A 17,727-nucleotide genomic window follows, 5' to 3' on the forward strand; every position below is an offset into this window, starting at 1 on the left:
TATATTCATCTTAAGAAATATTAGAAATTATAACTCAAACTAGTTATTAATTGATAATCGTTAGGTTTAGGAATTTCTCCAGCCTCATTAACTACAGGCTTTGCAACTCTATTAAGTACGAACGCTAGATCTAAGTCAAAGTCGTGATGAATTTTATATTCGAAAGAAGCTTTAAAGTAGGAGTTTCTTTTTCCTGAATCTTCTTTAACAAACTGTAACTGGTAATCGATAAGAAAATCTATTCGACTGGTTATTGAGTAATCGACTGCTGTACTTAATGCGATAACCGCACTGGTCTGATTATTGTCCACTACGGTATTGTAATATTCGGTTTGTTGGTAACTAGGACCTAAGGTCATATCCCATTTTAAACGTTTATTATTAATAAAGTGATAACCTAAACTGACACCAAGAGTATTTCTGTTCTCAATATTTTGCTGTAAGTCTTGTACGTATTCAAAATCGAATACCCGAAAGAAAATTCTGTAAGAATAAAACCAATCAATATAAGCCGTTAAACGACTATTGTTGGTGACAACTTGGGTTACATCCCCTACCCTCGATTTACTATAGTTAAAGGTATAATCTACATTGAAGCTGGTATAAGGGGTTACTCGTTCTATATTTGAACTAACAGTATAATTAACTTGGTTAGTATTCCCTGACTCAATATCAATACCTAGGCTTATTTTTCCACTCCAAAAACCTTTTCGGTCATCAGCAGCTGAAGTAATTGAAAGTAAATCAGATAAGGGATAATGCTGCTCTTTACCGTTACTGATTATCACAACATGATCTTCTTTTACAATCAAAAAGCCTTGTTTTACTTCGCCACTGTCAAAGCGTATTTGTTTGTCATAGCGGCTACGAAGTTCATCCACATCCTCCCAATCAAAAGTATGTGTATCAAACTCTTTACTGTCAAACTCAAGTTCATCATCATACATTGAGATAATATCGCCTTTTAGCCACTCACCAGATTTAAGCTTAAGCCAATCGTATTTTTGAGAAAAAACAGGTGTTGCAGGACTCCATTCGACAATAGGTTTAGCCTGTTCTTCTGCCGAACTGACAAAAGCAATTATGGCTAAACCTATAGTGAAAAATTTAAGTAGGGTACTCATACTTTTAATTGCTTAAAAATCATAACCCAAACTAATTACTAGACGAAAATCATTTTGCTCTGGAATGCTACCATCACTTTCTTCTTTCGGATTTTCAGTGCGATCTGCATAAAACGTCACATCAAGATCAAAATCATTCATCAGATCTATTTCTAAGCCTGTTTGAAATTGCTGAATTCGTCCACCAGACTCTTCATTAATAAATTGGATACTATATGATGCAGAGTAATCAATATCACCGGATATTTCATAAGTAAAATCAGTCCCTAATGAGATACCAAAAGACTTTTCGATATTACTATCAGGTGCTTTTACATCAATAAACTTACTCTTTTGATAACTTGGCCCAAGATTTAAATCCCAAGTCGTTTGACTAGTATCAATAACATTATAACCAAGACCTATACCGTAATTGATTCGGTAATCAAGGTTTAAGAATGCGTCTGAAGAGTACTCAAAATCTGCCGCTCGGAAGTAAATTTTAGGATTGAAAAACCAATCGTATGATCCTGTTAACTGCTCACTGTCTGCTGTTACAATTTTTTCTTCTGTATCTTGGTCTTTATAGCGACTATAGTCTGCAATAAAATCAGCTTTAAAACGGCTACTTGCACTTCTTCGTTGTATACCTGCAGCAAAGGTATAATCAATCTGTGAAGTATTACCATTACTTATATTAAAACCTAAATTTACATAACCATCCCATAGGTCACGCTCATTTACACCTGATGAAGCGACTGACAGTAACTGATCTAAAGTATAGTAAGTGGTCACGCCATTCCTAGTTAACGATAATTTTTTGTCCTTAACGACTAAATAGCCTTCCGCAACTGTACCATCATTCATACGGATACTTTGCCAGCCTTTACTTCGTAATACGGCAATATCTTCCCAGTCTATGTTTTGTACATCAAGCTCCTCACTGTCAAACTCTAAGCTGTCATCATACATAGAAACAATATCACCTTTAAGCCATTCATCAGAGGTTAATTGTATCCAATCAAAATCTTGCTTAAAAACAGGCGTTGGTTTTATCCATTGCGACTTTTCTTCGCCGTTTGCAGTAGCAGAAACATCACCTGCGACAGGAGTGTCGGTCGCATAAGTGGTAGCTGAACTAGCTAGAAAAGATAAAAATAAGAATAGTTTAGAGACTCGATCAAGTATCAAGTAAGACATGAAGACTTTACCCCTTTAAGGTATTTATGAAATAAATGTTTTAAATGTGATTTAAAGCGTAATTGAGCAAATACATTGGTCAATCATTGATATTACAAAACTAAGACATTTTAAACACTTCGATTAAAAAATTAAACTTTTCAATACAATTAATCCATAACTTTTTAAGTATATTTAATAAATTTTAGCGAACGATTAAACCTTAAAGTCATTCTGATGGCACCAAAATAGCCCACAAAAAAACCACGACGCTCCAAAAGAGTGCGAAGCAGCATAAAACTATACATAATGACTATGAATAACGGCAAGCATAATGCTATTGATAATACCGACTTGATAATTTCAACCCGGTAATAGCACTAAGCTAATAATAGCCCGCTGTTCAAATTCTTTCACTCAGCGATAATTAATAGGTTTAAGGACATGATTTTGATTGAAGCAATGGTTATTCAGGAGCATATGCACCTACATCCTCTAATAACACCATCTTTGTAGCAGCGTCCTTTCGAAATTAATAACGCAGCATATAAGCCTTTAAGAACGTCATTTGGAAACTTGATCGAGTAGATAATAAATTTAATAAAATTACGATTACTACCGTCAGTTTTTATTCTTATTGATCACTTTTATTAAAACGAAGTAAATGAAAGTTAATTATTAAACTACACTTTAACGATAAAATACCCACAAAATCGTGAATTTTTAAATAAATTAACGCTAAAAACTAGAAAAATAATAAAAAACATTTTTTTGTCCAAACTATAGATATATACTTAAAATTATTAACATTATGAAATAGTGCAGTTTAAATAATAGTTTCATAATGCTAAAACATAAGGAAATAAAAGGTTTTATGCTCAAGTTATTACTGCTTACACTATTCATTTTCACATTGGCTGCTCCTGCATTCGCCAATGCGAGTAAAACAACTAAAATTTATGTTTGGCACAATGAACAAGGCACCTTAGTTTTTTCCGATTCTCCAAGAGCTGGTGCTGAAGAAGTAGAGGTAGAGCCTGATAATGTTATTCAATCACAAACAGCTTTAAAAACTGAAATTCTTGATATAACACCGCAAAAAACCGTAGAAAAATATGACATTGTAATTAACACTCCGAAAAACAATGCAACAATACGTGATAATACTGGCTCTGTTTATATAGAAGGAGGTATCAAGCCGCGCTTTAAAAAAGGTTTAAAAGTTCTGTTAGAACTTGATGGACAACCTTATAACCCCCCTCAAGTACACTCAATGTTTTCTTTACGCGATATAAATCGAGGCGAACATAAAATTAAAATGTTATTACTTGATGATAAAGGCAAGGTTATTGCATCATCTTCATCAGTAACGTTTTATATGCATAGAGCTTCTTCACAGTAAGTTAGCAAAACTATTTACAACCCTTTGTTATTAAATGGTTTTAGATTTATAACTTTGTTTAACTTGAAAATTTATTATTGCAAATAAAACCAATTTTTAGTAAATCTACATTGTTCGCACCAATTAAGTGCGTGCAATTAATTCTCCTAAGGTTTTTTATGCATAGCCGTAGTTTTATACAAGAACAGATTGCACCTTATCAACAATCTCTTGCTAACCATTTAGTAACAGCCGTCATTATTCTAAATGGCGATCTTGCTATCGTTTATGCAAATCCTGCCGCAGAAGCTTTATTAAATAAAAGTCTATATCGATTATACAGCACAGACTCAGAAGTTATTTTTGCCAATACGAGTATAACTACAGCTCGATTAGAACAACTCCTTGCTACAGGGCAAGAGTTTACCGATAGTGATATTATGGTTGAACTCAGTCCGAATCATCGTTTTACAGCGGAAATAACCGCTTCTTCCGTTGAGTTTAAAAAAACACCTCATGTTTTATTGGAATTAAAGCAAATAGATCAACAGAAACAAATTAGCTTAGAAGTTTTTCAACATCAGCAATGGCTTGCTGCACGTGATCTTATCAAAGGTCTTGCTCATGAAATTAAAAATCCTTTAGGTGGACTTCGTGGCGCAGCACAATTATTAAGTAAAGAAGTAAACAATGATCAGCAAGAATACACCAGCATGATTATTGAACAAGCTGATCGGTTAACTAATTTAGTTGACAGATTACTTGGTCCAAATCAACTACCTCAAATTCAAGCTCAAAATATTCATGGCATACTTGAGAAAGTATGTAAGTTAGTGAGTTATTCTAACGAAAAAAATATTCACTTACTGCGAGACTATGATCCATCAATACCTGCGGTTGAATGCGATCAAGAAAAACTACAACAAGCTGTACTCAATATAGTCAATAATGCGATTCAAGCGATTGATGAGGGAAATACTATTACCCTAAAAACACGTATAGCCAGTAATAAAACTATTTACGGAAAACGTATAAAACTGGCCGTTCATATAAGTATTATTGATAACGGTCCAGGCATTCCTAGTGAAATTCAAGATACACTTTTTTATCCTATGGTGTCAGGGCGATCTAATGGTACAGGTTTAGGTTTATCTATTTCTCAAACATTAATTAACCAACACCAAGGCAAATTATCTTGCCATAGTATCCCTGGGCATACCGAATTTACTATTCTGCTTCCGTTAAAGCAGCAAGCGTTAAAACAACAACCTTTACCCCAAGCACTTTTATCACAAGAGAATAAATTATGATCACCGAACAAATATGGATAGTTGACGATGACAGTTCCATCAGATGGGTACTTGAGAAAGCTTTTGCTAATGCAAATATCAGTTGTGCCGCTTTTGAGAGTGCTGAGAATTTATTAGTTGCTTTAGATCATGGGCAGCCTGAAGTTATCATTTCTGATATTCGCATGCCAAATATAGATGGTATGGAACTACTGGACCGATTACGTAAAGATTATAGCCATATTCCAGTTATCATTATGACTGCACATTCTGACTTAGACAGCGCCGTAAATGCCTATCAAGGTGGTGCTTTTGAATATTTACCTAAACCTTTTGATATAGATGATGCTATCAACCTTAGTAAGCGTGCACTTACACATGCCAGAGAGCATAGTCCTAAGAATAAACAAAAATCAAACACACCTCTAGCTGTAGGCTTGATTGGTGAAGCACCAGCCATGCAAGAAGTTTTTCGTGCAATTGGTCGTTTATCTCGCTCAAGCATCAGTGTATTAATAAACGGGGAATCAGGTACGGGTAAAGAATTAGTTGCACAAGCGCTACACTCTCATAGTCCGAGAGTTAACGAACCTTTTATTCCTTTAAATATGGCAGCTATTCCAAAAGATCTTATTGAATCTGAGCTATTTGGCCATGAGAAAGGAGCTTTCACTGGTGCTAATGCGGTTCGTCAAGGGCGCTTTGAACAAGCCCATAAAGGCACCTTATTCTTAGATGAAATAGGTGACATGCCATTAGATATTCAAACACGTTTACTACGTGTACTTTCTGATGGTCAAGTTTATCGTGTCGGTGGACATTTACCTGTACAAGTTGATGTGCGAATTATTGCCGCGACCCATCAAAATCTTGAAGAAAGCGTGAAGAAAGGAGAATTTCGAGAAGATTTATTCCATCGCCTCAATGTAATTCGCATTCACTTACCGAGTCTTAGAGAACGAAAAGAAGATATTCCGCAACTTAGTCAACATTTTCTAACTCAAGCAGCAAACGAGCTTAGTGTTGAAGTAAAAACATTAGGTAAAAAAGCCAGTGATTTTTTGAATAATTGTCAATGGCCTGGCAACGTTAGACAATTAGAAAATATTTGTCGATTTTTAACCGTAATGGCCAGTGGCCAAGAAATTTTAGTTGAAGATTTACCAAATGAATTAACCGAAAAATCAGTGCCTTTACAACAAGATTCAAATGCTTGGCAAGATGTGCTCAGTGCTTGGATGGATCAAGAGTTAGCACAAGGAAAAGATGCTATTTTAGATTACGCACAAGTTGAATTTGAAAAGATCATGCTTGAACGAGCTTTGATTTTTACCCAAGGCCATAAACAAGACGCTGCCAAGAAATTAGGTTGGGGAAGAAATACTTTAACCCGAAAATTAAAAGAATTTGAGAATTAAACGAATGTTTCTAAATAGCGGCAGTATATTGTTCAAGAATATTGAATAAATGAGTCTGAAATAAACTAATACCATTTCGTTTACGTATTTATGCGAAATGGTATTACTGTAATTATTATGCTTTTCGTCAGTGGTTTTAGCACTTTAGTGACTTTATGTTAAAATAAAAGCTTTAGCAGTCAATAATTAACCGCTACAAACCTCTTCATCACATTGCTTACAACTATTACATAATTTTATATTAATAAAGTGAGCGGCGATAATAAGACTCGCACCACCAATAATAAAATAAGGCTCTAGATCTACCGAAAAATCATGCTTTATCCAGTATAATGTCACACCTAAATAAAGTAAGTAAAAAGGATACAAACGTTTATGATAACGTTTAAATCCAGAAAATAATGCAATAGTACCTAACGCAGCAGTTAAAAGAAGAAAAACATGCTCCCAGGCATGATCGGCTAAAAAGCTTAAACCGACTAAAGGAAGTAATGGTAATAATATAGGCAATAGTATGCAATGTAATGCGCATAAAGAAGTTGCCGTAATACCTATTCTATCTAACATGATTATTCCGCGAAGCTAAATTAATTTACTATTATTGATAAGCTAACTTGAACAGCTTATCGTACTAATTGAGATATTATCACAATTGATACAATATAACATTATAAATTAATGTAACGGCAACGACCATCTTTTTATTCTTAGATTACAATTAAAATTAATTAAGCTAATTCTAGATAGTTATTAATTTCTATCGCTATTAATTAAAAAATAATAACTAAGTTTATTTTTTAAATGTTCAAAGAAGTCATCATTACCTTTATCACCTATTAACTGGGCTAATTCACTACCAAGTGGGGTAAATTTATAAAATTGTAGACTCACATCCGCTTTTATTGCCGTCAATCTCATCGAGCTACCGTTGTACATAAATTGTAATGTTTCACCTTTATTTATTAAACTCGATTCACTTTCTTGTATATAAATCAGATGATTTTCTGAGAGTGCAAGTAAATCGGCATGATTTAAACCGTATTGACTTAAATTGCAAAATTGTAGGCGTTGTTTAGCAAGAAAATTTAACAGTCCTGGTTTTTGGTATGCCCCCGTAATTAAACGTATATTTTTATGGTTAGGATCTTTTACTGCTAATGAACAAGCTTTCGCTAATAATTTAGCATCATGTATTCCCATATCACGAAAAATTTTTAAAGCTTTATATGAAAAAGATCCCGATTTAGTTAACTCCCCAGCCAAAATTTTTGCCCAAAGGTCCTGCATTGTAGGATTACTTACCTCTTCTGATAAAGCGATATATCGATTAAACCAATCAAGATCAATATTTGGCCCGATCTCAAAGTTTGAGCAGTAAGGTAATGCTTTCAAAATGATAGTTTCAATATTTTTTTGTTTGTGTAATTCGGTTAATCGAGCGCGTTTTAATGTTCTATCTTCAAGAAGAGCTTTTTTATTCTCAGCGAATAAAGCACCATCGATCCCTAGCTTTTTAGCTAACTTAAAAAATTGTGGAGACGTCGAACTTTCAGGAGGCGATTGCTGAGTCGTTTTGCAAGTATCAATAACTCTAGTGCTATCATCTGTTTGATTATCATCTTCATTTTGCACTAAGATTGACTTATCGCGACTCATGTTGATTTACTCCTTTTATTATAATGTGCAATCAGGTATAAATTCTATCTAAGCTTAAGCCAAGCAAAAATAATACTTTACTAATCTAGCAAAAACATTCAAATTATCTAGATATTTAAATTGTAGCGTGTAATTAATAGTAATGGTTCTAATTTATTATAACGTAACAAATGTAATCAAATAAAATTATTGAAATGGACTTTTTTATTCATTTCAATAGTGTAAAAAAGTTGTATTAGGTTATAGTTAATCTAAATATAATAAATTTCATTTTTAACTAAGAACTTTCAAAAAAATAATACTCTTAGTTATGAGGACAGTATGCAAGCATCAGAAAACTCTAACGATGACTTTTTATTTATCGATGATAGTGATGAAGACGAGGTATTAGCGTTTGGCAGTAATGAAACTTGGCAAGTTTTGATTGTTGACGATGATCCTGAAATTCATTCTGTTACGCAACTTGCGTTATCTGATTTACTCGTATTAGGCCGTCGTCTTGAATATTTACATGCTTATTCTGGCAAAGATGCATGTCAAATTATTGAAGAAAATGATGGTATCGTATTAGTGTTGCTTGATGTGGTAATGGAAACTGACGATGCTGGTTTAAACGTTGTTAAACATATAAGAGAAACACTACAGCGTAAAGATATACGGATAGTATTGCGTACAGGCCAACCTGGTTATGCCCCTGAAGAAAGTGTCATTAAAGAATATGACATCAATGACTATAAAACCAAAACGGAATTAACTCGTCGTAAACTTGTGACCACCGTATTTGCCGCAATTCGCTCTTATCAACAAATAGCTACCGTTAATGAAAGTAGGTTAGGCTTAGAGACTATAGTTTCAGGCGCTACTAAATTATCTGCACAACATTCTCTATCAAGCTACAGTCAAGGTGTATTATTACAATTACGAGCCTTGATCCATAACGATATTTCCGCGGTATTTTGTGCTCGAGGGCAAGGGATAATTGATAATATCGATGATCTAAGCTTCTATGTATTAGCACAACTAGGTTTTGAAGATAGCCTGCTTAATCAAAAGCTTGATAAGCTACAAAATGAAGAGGCAAACAAACAAGTTAAGCTATGCTTTTTACAACAAAAACATCAGTTTTTGGATACTAGTATCAATCTCTACATTGCCAAAGGTGATCATCGGGCAGTTATCCATGTAGTATTACCGCATCCCTTAACTGAAGTACAAATTCAACTACTCAATGTCTTTTTAACTGCTGTTGCTGTTGGTTATGAAAATGTTCATTTGTTCCAAAAACTGACTAATGCCGCATATAAAGATTGGCTTACTAATTTACCGAACCGTTTAGAGTTTGTGCGTTTACTAAACTGTTTTGCACAAAGCGATAAACAAGATCAAGTCGCGGCCTTAATTGATATTAATCATTTCAGCGATATTAATGATGCTTTAGGGCAAGATATTGGTAATCAATTACTCACAGCTGTTGGTCAGCGCCTGCAACAAATCGATAATAATTGTCAATTTGCACGTGTAGGTGCTGATGTGTTTGGCATTATTGGACCTGCTGATTGTTTAACCCCAGATAACCTAATTGCTTTATTTCATCAACCATTCTCGGCGGGTGAGCAACACCTTCCTATTAATGCTTGTTTTGGTCTTTGTACTAAAGAGCATGCACAAAGTAGTGGTGTACAAGTTTTAAATCAGATTAATATCGCCTTAAATATAGCCAAGAAAAATAGACTCGAGCACTTTGCTTATTATCATTCTGATATTGAAGATCAAATGCAATGGCGTCTGAATATGATCCGTCAACTACGCAATGATTTTTCAAATAATTGTCTTGAGCTATGGTACCAACCGCAATTGTCTTTAAGCTCTGGTAAAGTTATTGGTGCTGAAGCATTATTACGTTGGCGAACTACCGATGGAAAGTTTGTTTCTCCTGCGGTATTTATTCCTTTAGCTGAATATTCAGGATTAATTATCGAAATAGGCGATTGGGTCATTAGTCAAGCATGTAAAAAACTACAAGAATTAGAAGAGACCTTTCCTGATATTAGTATCTCAGTCAATGTTTCTATCCCACAATTTCGACAAGAAAACTTTGTTGATAATATAATAGAGACGATGAAAGATCATAAAATTAAACCGTGTAAACTTGAGTTAGAAATAACGGAAAGTATTTTGATGGATGAGCCTCAAATCATCATTGATGCTTTAACTAAGTTAAAATCTCAAGGAGTCAGTATAGCGTTGGATGATTTTGGTACTGGTTTTTCATCTTTAAGTTATTTACAGAAGCTACCTTTAGACAGATTAAAAGTAGATCGTGCATTTGTTACTGATATAAATAAAGAAGGACAGTCTATTATTGCTGCAACTATTATTAATTTAGGTAAACAAATGAAACTTAAAGTTATTGCTGAAGGCATTGAAGAAATTGAGCAACAAGAGCGTTTAATTGAATTAGGTTGTGATGAAGTTCAAGGTTTCTATTACGCCAAGCCAATGCCTGCCGAGGAGTTTCTCACTTTTCTTAATCAGCAAAAATAATATTAGAATAACTAACCTGATCTGGATAACTATTTTTGAACGCCTAGTAGAAGTTTAAAAGTTGAAAAGTAAAGCACTTACCCAATTTTTTGGGGAGTGCTTTTTTTATGTTTTTTATATTGTTCAACTCAAGTATTTATCAAAATTCAATACGGATAAATAGTCCACTGCATAAATTGATATTTCAATTGTTATTATTTATTCACGAACTAAACCATCAACTAAACCACCGAAATAAAACAAACAATTAAAACAAGTGTTTTAATTGTTTGCATTTAGCTTTTGTTCAAGGCACACTCAATCAACTATTATTCTGAATGAAGTAAAAACAGCTATAGTTAAGAGCATCAATATAACAATTAATATAGTAAAGCTATTCAGCAACCATTATTAGTGAAGGAGACTAGGTATGATATATCAAGGCAACAGCCTTTCTGTCCAATTATTAGAAGCCGGAATTGTCGATCTTAATTTAGACGCTAGCGGTTCAGTTAATAAATTTGACCAAGCAACACTGCAAGAATTAATCGCAGCTATTAAAGCGATTAACAATTGCGTTGAAGCCAAAGCAGTTATTGTTACATCTGCAAAACCTGCATTTCTTGTTGGTGCTGATATAAATGAATTTTTAGACATATTTAAAAAACCAGAGGTAGAATTACTTTCATGGATTAAAGCAGCAACAGATATCTTTGATTCTCTTGAAGATGTTAACTTGCCAACTATTGCTGTAATTAACGGAATTGCTCTGGGGGGCGGTTGTGAATTGTCACTAGCGTGTGATTATAGAATTGCAGATACCACAGTCAATATTGGTTTACCTGAAGTAAAATTAGGTATTATGCCTGGCTTTGGCGGCACAGTTCGCTTACCTCGAATCATAGGTACTGATAATGCTGTTGAATGGATAAGTACTGGTAAAACTCATAAAGCTGAACAAGCACAAGCTGTAGGTTTACTCGATGCTGTAGTTGCTCCAGAACACTTACGTGACGGTGCTATTAAAATACTTAAACAAGCGATGGCAGGTAAACTCGATTGGCGTGCAAAACGTCAAATGAAACTTGAACCAATAAAGCTTAGTAAAATTGAAGCCATCATGAGCTTTAGTACGTGTAAAGGAATGATTGCAGCTAAAGCAGGTAAGCATTACCCTGCACCTATGGTCATGGTTAAAACATTAGAAACCGCTTCAACTTTAGATAGAGCCAGTGCGATGGCAGCTGAAAACTTAGGTTTTGCCAAATTAGCTAAAACCGAGGCAGCAACAGCACTCATTGGTTTATTTTTAGCTGATCAAGTTATTAAAGGCAAAGCTAAAAAAGCAACAAAACAAGTGTCAAAAGAAATTAATAAAGCTGCTGTTTTAGGTGCTGGTATTATGGGCGGTGGTATAGCTTACCAATCAGCTTATAAAGACACGCCAATTATTATGAAAGACATTAATGACGACGCTTTAGCCCTTGGTCTACAAACTGCCTCAGATATTTTAATTAAACAGGTTGAACGCGGTTATTCCGATACCAGTAAAATGGCTAAAGTATTAAATAACATTACCCCAAGTTTAAATTATGACAGTGTCAAAGACGTTGATATTGTCGTTGAAGCGGTGGTAGAAAATCCAAAAATAAAAGGCTTAGTGTTAGCTGAAGTTGAATCACATGTTAGTGAAGAGACTATTTTAACCTCAAATACTTCAACTATTTCAATCGACTTACTAGCAAAGAGTATTAAACGACCTGATAAATTCTGTGGTATGCACTTCTTTAATCCCGTACATAAAATGCCCTTAGTAGAAGTTATTCGTGGAAAAGATACTTCTGATGAAACCGTTGCAAGTGTTGTTGCCTATGCAGCTAAAATGGGTAAATCGCCTATTGTTGTTAATGACTGCCCCGGGTTTTACGTTAATCGTGTTTTGTTTCCTTACTTTGCAGGCTTTAGTCAGTTAGTTATTGAAGGCGCTGACTTTGCTACGATTGACAAAATCATGGAGAAAGAATTTGGTTGGCCGATGGGCCCTGCTTATTTACTTGATGTAGTCGGCATAGATACTGCTGATCATTGTACTGACGTAATGTCTTCAGGTTTCCCTACTCGCATGAAGAAACTAGATAACGACCCAGTTAACACTTTGTATAGTAACGATCGCTTTGGTCAGAAAAATGCTAAAGGGTTTTATGATCACTCTAAAGATAAACGTGGCCGGCCTGCAAAAGTAGCATCTGAACAAGCTTATCAATTGCTAACAGAAAATTGCGCTGAACAACATGATTTTACTAGCGATGAAATAATAGCTCGTTTAATGGTACCAATGATTAATGAAGTTATCCGTTGTCTTGAAGAAGGGGTAGTAGATACTGCTTCCGAAGCTGATATGGGCTTAATTTATGGTATTGGTTTCCCACCATTTAGAGGTGGACCGATACGTTATTTAGAAACATTTGGCTTAGATAACTTTATAGCTTTAGCGGATAAATATAGTCATTTAGGAGAAATTTATCAGGTAACTGATGGTTTACGTGATATGGCTAAATCGGGTAAATCTTACTTTACCACCAACGTTAAAACAGCGCTTTTAGCTAACTAATATAGGGGAAATATGATGAAAGAAGTTGTTATTATTGACTGCATACGTACTCCTATGGGACGTTCTAAAGCAGGTGTATTTCGTAATGTGCGAGCAGAAACATTATCTGCCCACTTAATGGAACAAATTTTAAAACGTAACCCTAAACTTGATCCTAATGATATTGAAGATGTTATTTGGGGTTGTGTTAAACAGACTAAAGAGCAAGGTTTTAATATTGCTCGTAATGCTTCACTACTTGCTGGGTTGCCTAAAAGTATTGGCGGCGTTACGGTTAATCGTTTATGCGGTTCTTCAATGCAAGCAATGCATGATGCTGCAACTAGCATTATTGCCGGTCAAGGTGATGTATTCTTAGTTGGTGGTGTTGAGCATATGGGTCATGTACCTATGATGTATGATGTTGATTTCTCACCGTCACTGAGTAAACACATTGCCCGTGCCTCTGGTAGCATGGGGTTAACCGCAGAGCTACTAGGTAAGCAACACGGTATTACCCGTGAAATGCAAGATTCTTTTGCTGCACGATCTCATCAACTAGCCTACAAAGCTCAGCTTGAAGGTCGTTGGGATAATGAAATAGTTGCCACGGAAGGTCATGATGAGAACGGCGTATTAACACTCATAGAGCATGATGAAGTAATTCGACCTGATACAACTGTCGAAGGCTTATCGGGTCTTCGCCCTGTGTTTGATCCAGTAAATGGTACGGTAACTGCAGGAACATCATCGGCATTATCAGATGGTGCATCAGCTATGTTGATCATGTCATTAGATAAAGCAAAAGAGCTAGGCTTAACACCACGCGTTAAAATCCGCGGTATGGCTGTTGCTGGTTGTGATCCTGCAACAATGGGTTACGGACCAGTACCCGCAACACAAAAAGCACTTAAACGTGCCAGCTTAACTATTGATGATATTGAATTAGCGGAATTTAATGAGGCCTTTGCAGCACAAGCACTCTCATGTATTTCAGCCTTAGGTTTAACAGATAAAGCTGACGATATGATTAACCTAAATGGTGGTGCTATTGCCCTTGGTCATCCCTTAGGTTGTTCAGGTACTCGCATATCAGGAACATTAATTAATTTGATGGAAAACCAAGATGTAAATATAGGTTTAGCGACAATGTGTATTGGTTTAGGGCAAGGTATTGCAACGGTATTTGAACGTGTGTAATACCTATATTTATTTATAATTATGTTAACTATAAATAATTGATATATAAGTAAATATGTTAAACATAAAAAAACCCAGCAACAGCTGGGTTTTTATTAATTCCGCTATTAACTTGTGCAAATACTACTTAAGAAAGATTTCTTGAAGTGGTGGTACAACTTGTTTTTTACGACTTAAAACGCCATCTAACCAAGCTTTACCATCTTTTGGTGCAACACCAAACGCGGCTTCAGCAAGTGTATCACTATCACTAGCAATTAATAGTTCAGAGCCTTCTTTCATGATATCAGTTAACAGTAAAAATACACTGTGGCGATCACCTTCCGCTTTTAATGCTGCGATATCGGCAAATAACTCGTCTTTGATGTCATCAAAAACAGCTAAATCAATTACTTCTAGTTGACCAATACCAACTTTTTTTCCATTCATGTTGAAATCTTTAAAGTCTCGTTTTACTAAATCACGAATCGGCGTTCCTTCAACAGCAGATTTCACTCTGAACATATCCATGCCGACTTCTTTAAAGTCTTCGATACCAGCGATTTCAGCCAAGGCTTCAACACATTTAATATCTGCAGTAGTACAAGTTGGTGATTTAAAGATAACAGTATCACTTAAAATAGCGCACATCATAGCACCTGCGATATTTTTAGGTATTTCAACACCATAAAAATCATACATCATTTTAATGATCGTATTAGTACAGCCGACAGGACGTACCCAAATTTCTAATGGTGTTGACGTCGTTAAATCGCCCAATTTATGGTGATCAATAATACCTAAAATAGTTGCTTGGTCGATATCATCGGGTGCGAGTTCAATATCGCTATGGTCAACGATATAAACACCTTCACCAGCATAACTTGTTTTAAGCTCAGGCTGCTCAAAACCAAATTTATCTAAAATAAATAATGTTTCAGGGGTTAGTTCACCTAAACGTGCAGGAAGAGTTTCCTCACCTAAGGTAGTTTTTAAATATGATAAAGCGATTGCTGAACAGATAGAATCTGAATCAGGTATCTTGTGACCTACAACATAATTTGGCATAAAAGTACTCTCCTTTAATTTGTGCGTATTCTAACAAAGTTACATTACGTTGAATAGCTATAAGCAGCTAACGAATATCAGTGATATACCTATAAAATAAATACACTCCTTACATATCCAGCCTTTAGACGAATAGCTAACCTGTAGTACAATATCAACTTAACCACGCATACTATCTATTACCGCATTAAATTATTTGGAAAAACAGTCGTACTCGCGCAGAAAAGTAATGCCAAAATAATACTTAGAAAATCAACACTATATTGAATGAGTTATTGTAATGAATAAAATAGACCACAAGTTATCTATAGCGCCCATGCTAGATTGGACAGATAAACATTGCCGATACTTCTATCGCCTCATGTCAAAACATACCGTTTTATATACCGAGATGGTTACAACTGGCGCAATATTACACGGTAAAGGGGATTATCTATCTTACAATGACACAGAGCACCCTTTAGTTTTACAGCTTGGTGGTAGTGATGTTAAAGCCATGACTGAGTGTGCAAAAATCGCTGAGCAACATGGTTATGATGAAGTTAACATTAACGTAGGTTGCCCATCAGATAGAGTTCAAAATGGTCGTTTTGGTGCCTGCTTAATGTCCGAGCCGAGCTTAGTTGCAGAATGCGTCAATGAAATGCAAAACGTTAGTAATATTCCTGTGACTGTCAAATCTCGAATAGGTATTGATGATTTAGACTCATACGAGTTCTTACATACCTTTATAAGTGAAGTGGCAAAAGCTGATTGTAAGCATTTTATTATCCACGCAAGAAAGGCCTGGCTAACTGGCTTAAGTCCAAAACAAAACCGTGATGTACCACCATTAGATTATGATCGTGTTTATAAGATTAAACAGGATTTCTCTAATTTGAATATAACTATCAATGGCGGTATTAAAACATTTGTTGAAGCTAATGAGCACCTAAAACATATTGATGGCGTTATGATAGGCCGAGAGATTTATAACAGCCCCTTTATCTTAACTGATGCCGATTGCGAAATTTATAATGCAAATACACCTAAATTAACAAGAATGGATGTTATTAATTTAATGGTGCCATATATCAATGAAACGATTAAAGAAGGAGGTAGAGCATGGCATGTACTACGTCATATGCTAGGTCTATGTAACGGATTATCTGGAGCAAGAAAATTTAGACAACACTTAAGCGAGTGTGCTGGTAAAGATGGAGCTGATGGGCAGGTGCTTCTTGATGCTTTTAGCAAAGTAACGCCAATTTAAAAATTCATACTTTCTATTGATAAATCAAAATAAAAGTGGAGCGACCTACTGCCACGCGAATCAAATCCAAACTACAAAGTTAAAAACCCAGACCCCTTACAATCTATGGCGCTACGTAAGAGTCTGCCCTGCAGACGAACAGGTAAGCGAACCTGACTGTTTTATATCATGTATATTCATCAATACTTTGAGGTAAAATTACGTTTTAGAGTCACCTGCAGGGCAGCTTCCTACCGGTGTTTTTCAATTGTTGAAAAAGCAAAGGCATAGCGTTAACTAGGGTTCTTCAGATCTTCATTTCAAATTTTAAGTGGGGAATGCCCCGCTAACGCACGATTAAAATCCCGCCTACAAAGTACAAAAGCCAGTATCATTACAATCTATGGCACTACGAACGAGGCTGCCCTGCAGGCGAAAGATTAGAGCACCTGAATGTTTATGTCTCATATATTCATCAATATATGGAGGTAAATAACAGAAAACAATACGTTTTGGGTCACTTGCAGGGCAGCTTCCTACGCCGTATTTTTTAAATGCTTAAAGCAAAGAGTTTGAATATTTGCAACCTACAGCACGACGTAGGAGGCTTCCCTGCAGGCGAAAAGATTAGAGCACCTAATGTTTATGTCTTGGATATTCATAAATACGTTAAAATTAAATAAAAAACATAAACTACATTTTTGTGTCACCTGCAGGGCAGCTTCCTACGTGGTATTTTTTAAATGCTTAAAGCAATGAGTCTGATTATTTGCAACCTACAGCACGACGTAGGAGGCTGCCCTGCAGGCGAAAAGATTAGAGCAACCTGAATATTTTATGTCTTGGATATTCATCAATACGTTAAGTTAAGTAACAACCATAAGCTACGTTTTTTGTGTCTCCTGCAGGACAGCTTCCTACGCGGTATTTTTTACATGCTGAAAGCAAAAAGTCTAAATATTTGCAACCTACAGCACGACGTAGGAGGCTGCCCTGCAGGCGAAAGATTAGAACACCTGAATGTTTATGTCTCATATATTCATCAATATATGGAGGTAAATAATACCAAATTGATTAAGTTCTTTCCCACTCAGCGAGAATTAAAAGGTT

The 17,727-nt window shown here is 35.4% G+C and carries 12 protein-coding genes; 7 read left to right on the forward strand and 5 right to left on the reverse strand.

The genetic code is table 11. From position 1 onward, the window contains the following. Window positions 1-20 precede the first annotated feature (20 nt). Together CWS31_RS11625 and CWS31_RS11630 are read right to left on the reverse strand one after the other, a co-directional pair. Entirely contained in the window at window positions 21-1,124 is a 1,104-nt protein-coding gene (locus CWS31_RS11625; RefSeq protein ID WP_101345602.1) for a DUF481 domain-containing protein, read from the reverse strand. 12 nt (window positions 1,125-1,136) lie between these two features. After that, on the reverse strand, window positions 1,137-2,303 hold the full coding sequence (locus CWS31_RS11630; protein WP_101345601.1) for a DUF481 domain-containing protein: 1,167 nt from the start codon (window positions 2,301-2,303) through the stop codon (window positions 1,137-1,139). Between the two features lie 853 nt (window positions 2,304-3,156). Between CWS31_RS11630 and CWS31_RS11635 the strand changes: the two genes are divergently transcribed. The 3 genes from CWS31_RS11635 (at window position 3,157) to glnG (ending at window position 6,370) form a co-directional block, all read left to right on the forward strand. Next, window positions 3,157-3,684 (forward strand): DUF4124 domain-containing protein, encoded by a 528-nt coding sequence (locus tag CWS31_RS11635; RefSeq protein WP_101345600.1) that lies wholly within the window; start codon window positions 3,157-3,159, stop codon window positions 3,682-3,684. Window positions 3,685-3,842: 158 nt separating this feature from the next. After that, window positions 3,843-4,973, forward strand: coding sequence for a nitrogen regulation protein NR(II) (gene glnL / locus CWS31_RS11640; protein ID WP_101345599.1), 1,131 nt, complete (start codon window positions 3,843-3,845; stop codon window positions 4,971-4,973). Then, the gene (gene glnG, locus CWS31_RS11645; protein ID WP_101345598.1) at window positions 4,970-6,370 is read left to right on the forward strand and encodes a nitrogen regulation protein NR(I); all 1,401 of its coding nucleotides are present in this window, start codon (window positions 4,970-4,972) and stop codon (window positions 6,368-6,370) included. Before glnL ends, glnG begins: the two co-directional genes overlap by 4 nt. 186 nt (window positions 6,371-6,556) lie before the next feature. Here glnG and CWS31_RS11650 read toward each other — a convergent pair whose 3' ends face one another. Together CWS31_RS11650 and CWS31_RS11655 are read right to left on the reverse strand one after the other, a co-directional pair. Continuing rightward, window positions 6,557-6,937, reverse strand: a complete 381-nt coding sequence (locus CWS31_RS11650; protein WP_101345597.1) for a MerC domain-containing protein — start codon at window positions 6,935-6,937, stop codon at window positions 6,557-6,559. A gap of 183 nt (window positions 6,938-7,120) precedes the next feature. Continuing rightward, entirely contained in the window at window positions 7,121-8,002 is an 882-nt protein-coding gene (locus CWS31_RS11655) for a TIGR03899 family protein (protein ID WP_246143497.1), read from the reverse strand. 345 nt (window positions 8,003-8,347) lie between these two features. Here CWS31_RS11655 and CWS31_RS11660 point away from each other — a divergent pair, with 345 nt between their 5' ends. The 3 genes from CWS31_RS11660 to fadA all read left to right on the forward strand — a co-directional run bounded on the left by CWS31_RS11660 (window position 8,348) and on the right by fadA (window position 14,339). Further along, the gene (locus CWS31_RS11660) at window positions 8,348-10,570 is read left to right on the forward strand and encodes a two-component system response regulator (protein WP_101345595.1); all 2,223 of its coding nucleotides are present in this window, start codon (window positions 8,348-8,350) and stop codon (window positions 10,568-10,570) included. A 409-nt stretch (window positions 10,571-10,979) separates the two neighbouring features. After that, a complete protein-coding gene (gene fadB, locus CWS31_RS11665) occupies window positions 10,980-13,160 on the forward strand; it encodes a fatty acid oxidation complex subunit alpha FadB (RefSeq protein ID WP_101345594.1) in 2,181 nt (726 codons plus the stop codon). A gap of 15 nt (window positions 13,161-13,175) precedes the next feature. Then, window positions 13,176-14,339, forward strand: a complete 1,164-nt coding sequence (gene fadA, locus CWS31_RS11670; RefSeq protein ID WP_101345593.1) for an acetyl-CoA C-acyltransferase FadA — start codon at window positions 13,176-13,178, stop codon at window positions 14,337-14,339. Between the two features lie 123 nt (window positions 14,340-14,462). Here fadA and CWS31_RS11675 read toward each other — a convergent pair whose 3' ends face one another. Then, window positions 14,463-15,386, reverse strand: coding sequence for a manganese-dependent inorganic pyrophosphatase (locus CWS31_RS11675; protein ID WP_101345592.1), 924 nt, complete (start codon window positions 15,384-15,386; stop codon window positions 14,463-14,465). Between the two features lie 280 nt (window positions 15,387-15,666). On the opposite strand from CWS31_RS11675, the gene dusA reads away from it, so the two are divergent. Further along, window positions 15,667-16,638, forward strand: coding sequence for a tRNA dihydrouridine(20/20a) synthase DusA (gene dusA / locus CWS31_RS11680; RefSeq protein ID WP_101345591.1), 972 nt, complete (start codon window positions 15,667-15,669; stop codon window positions 16,636-16,638). Window positions 16,639-17,727: the final 1,089 nt, after the last annotated feature.

This window comes from Colwellia echini (genome assembly GCF_002843355.2).
GTDB lineage: Bacteria > Pseudomonadota > Gammaproteobacteria > Enterobacterales > Alteromonadaceae > Colwellia > Colwellia echini.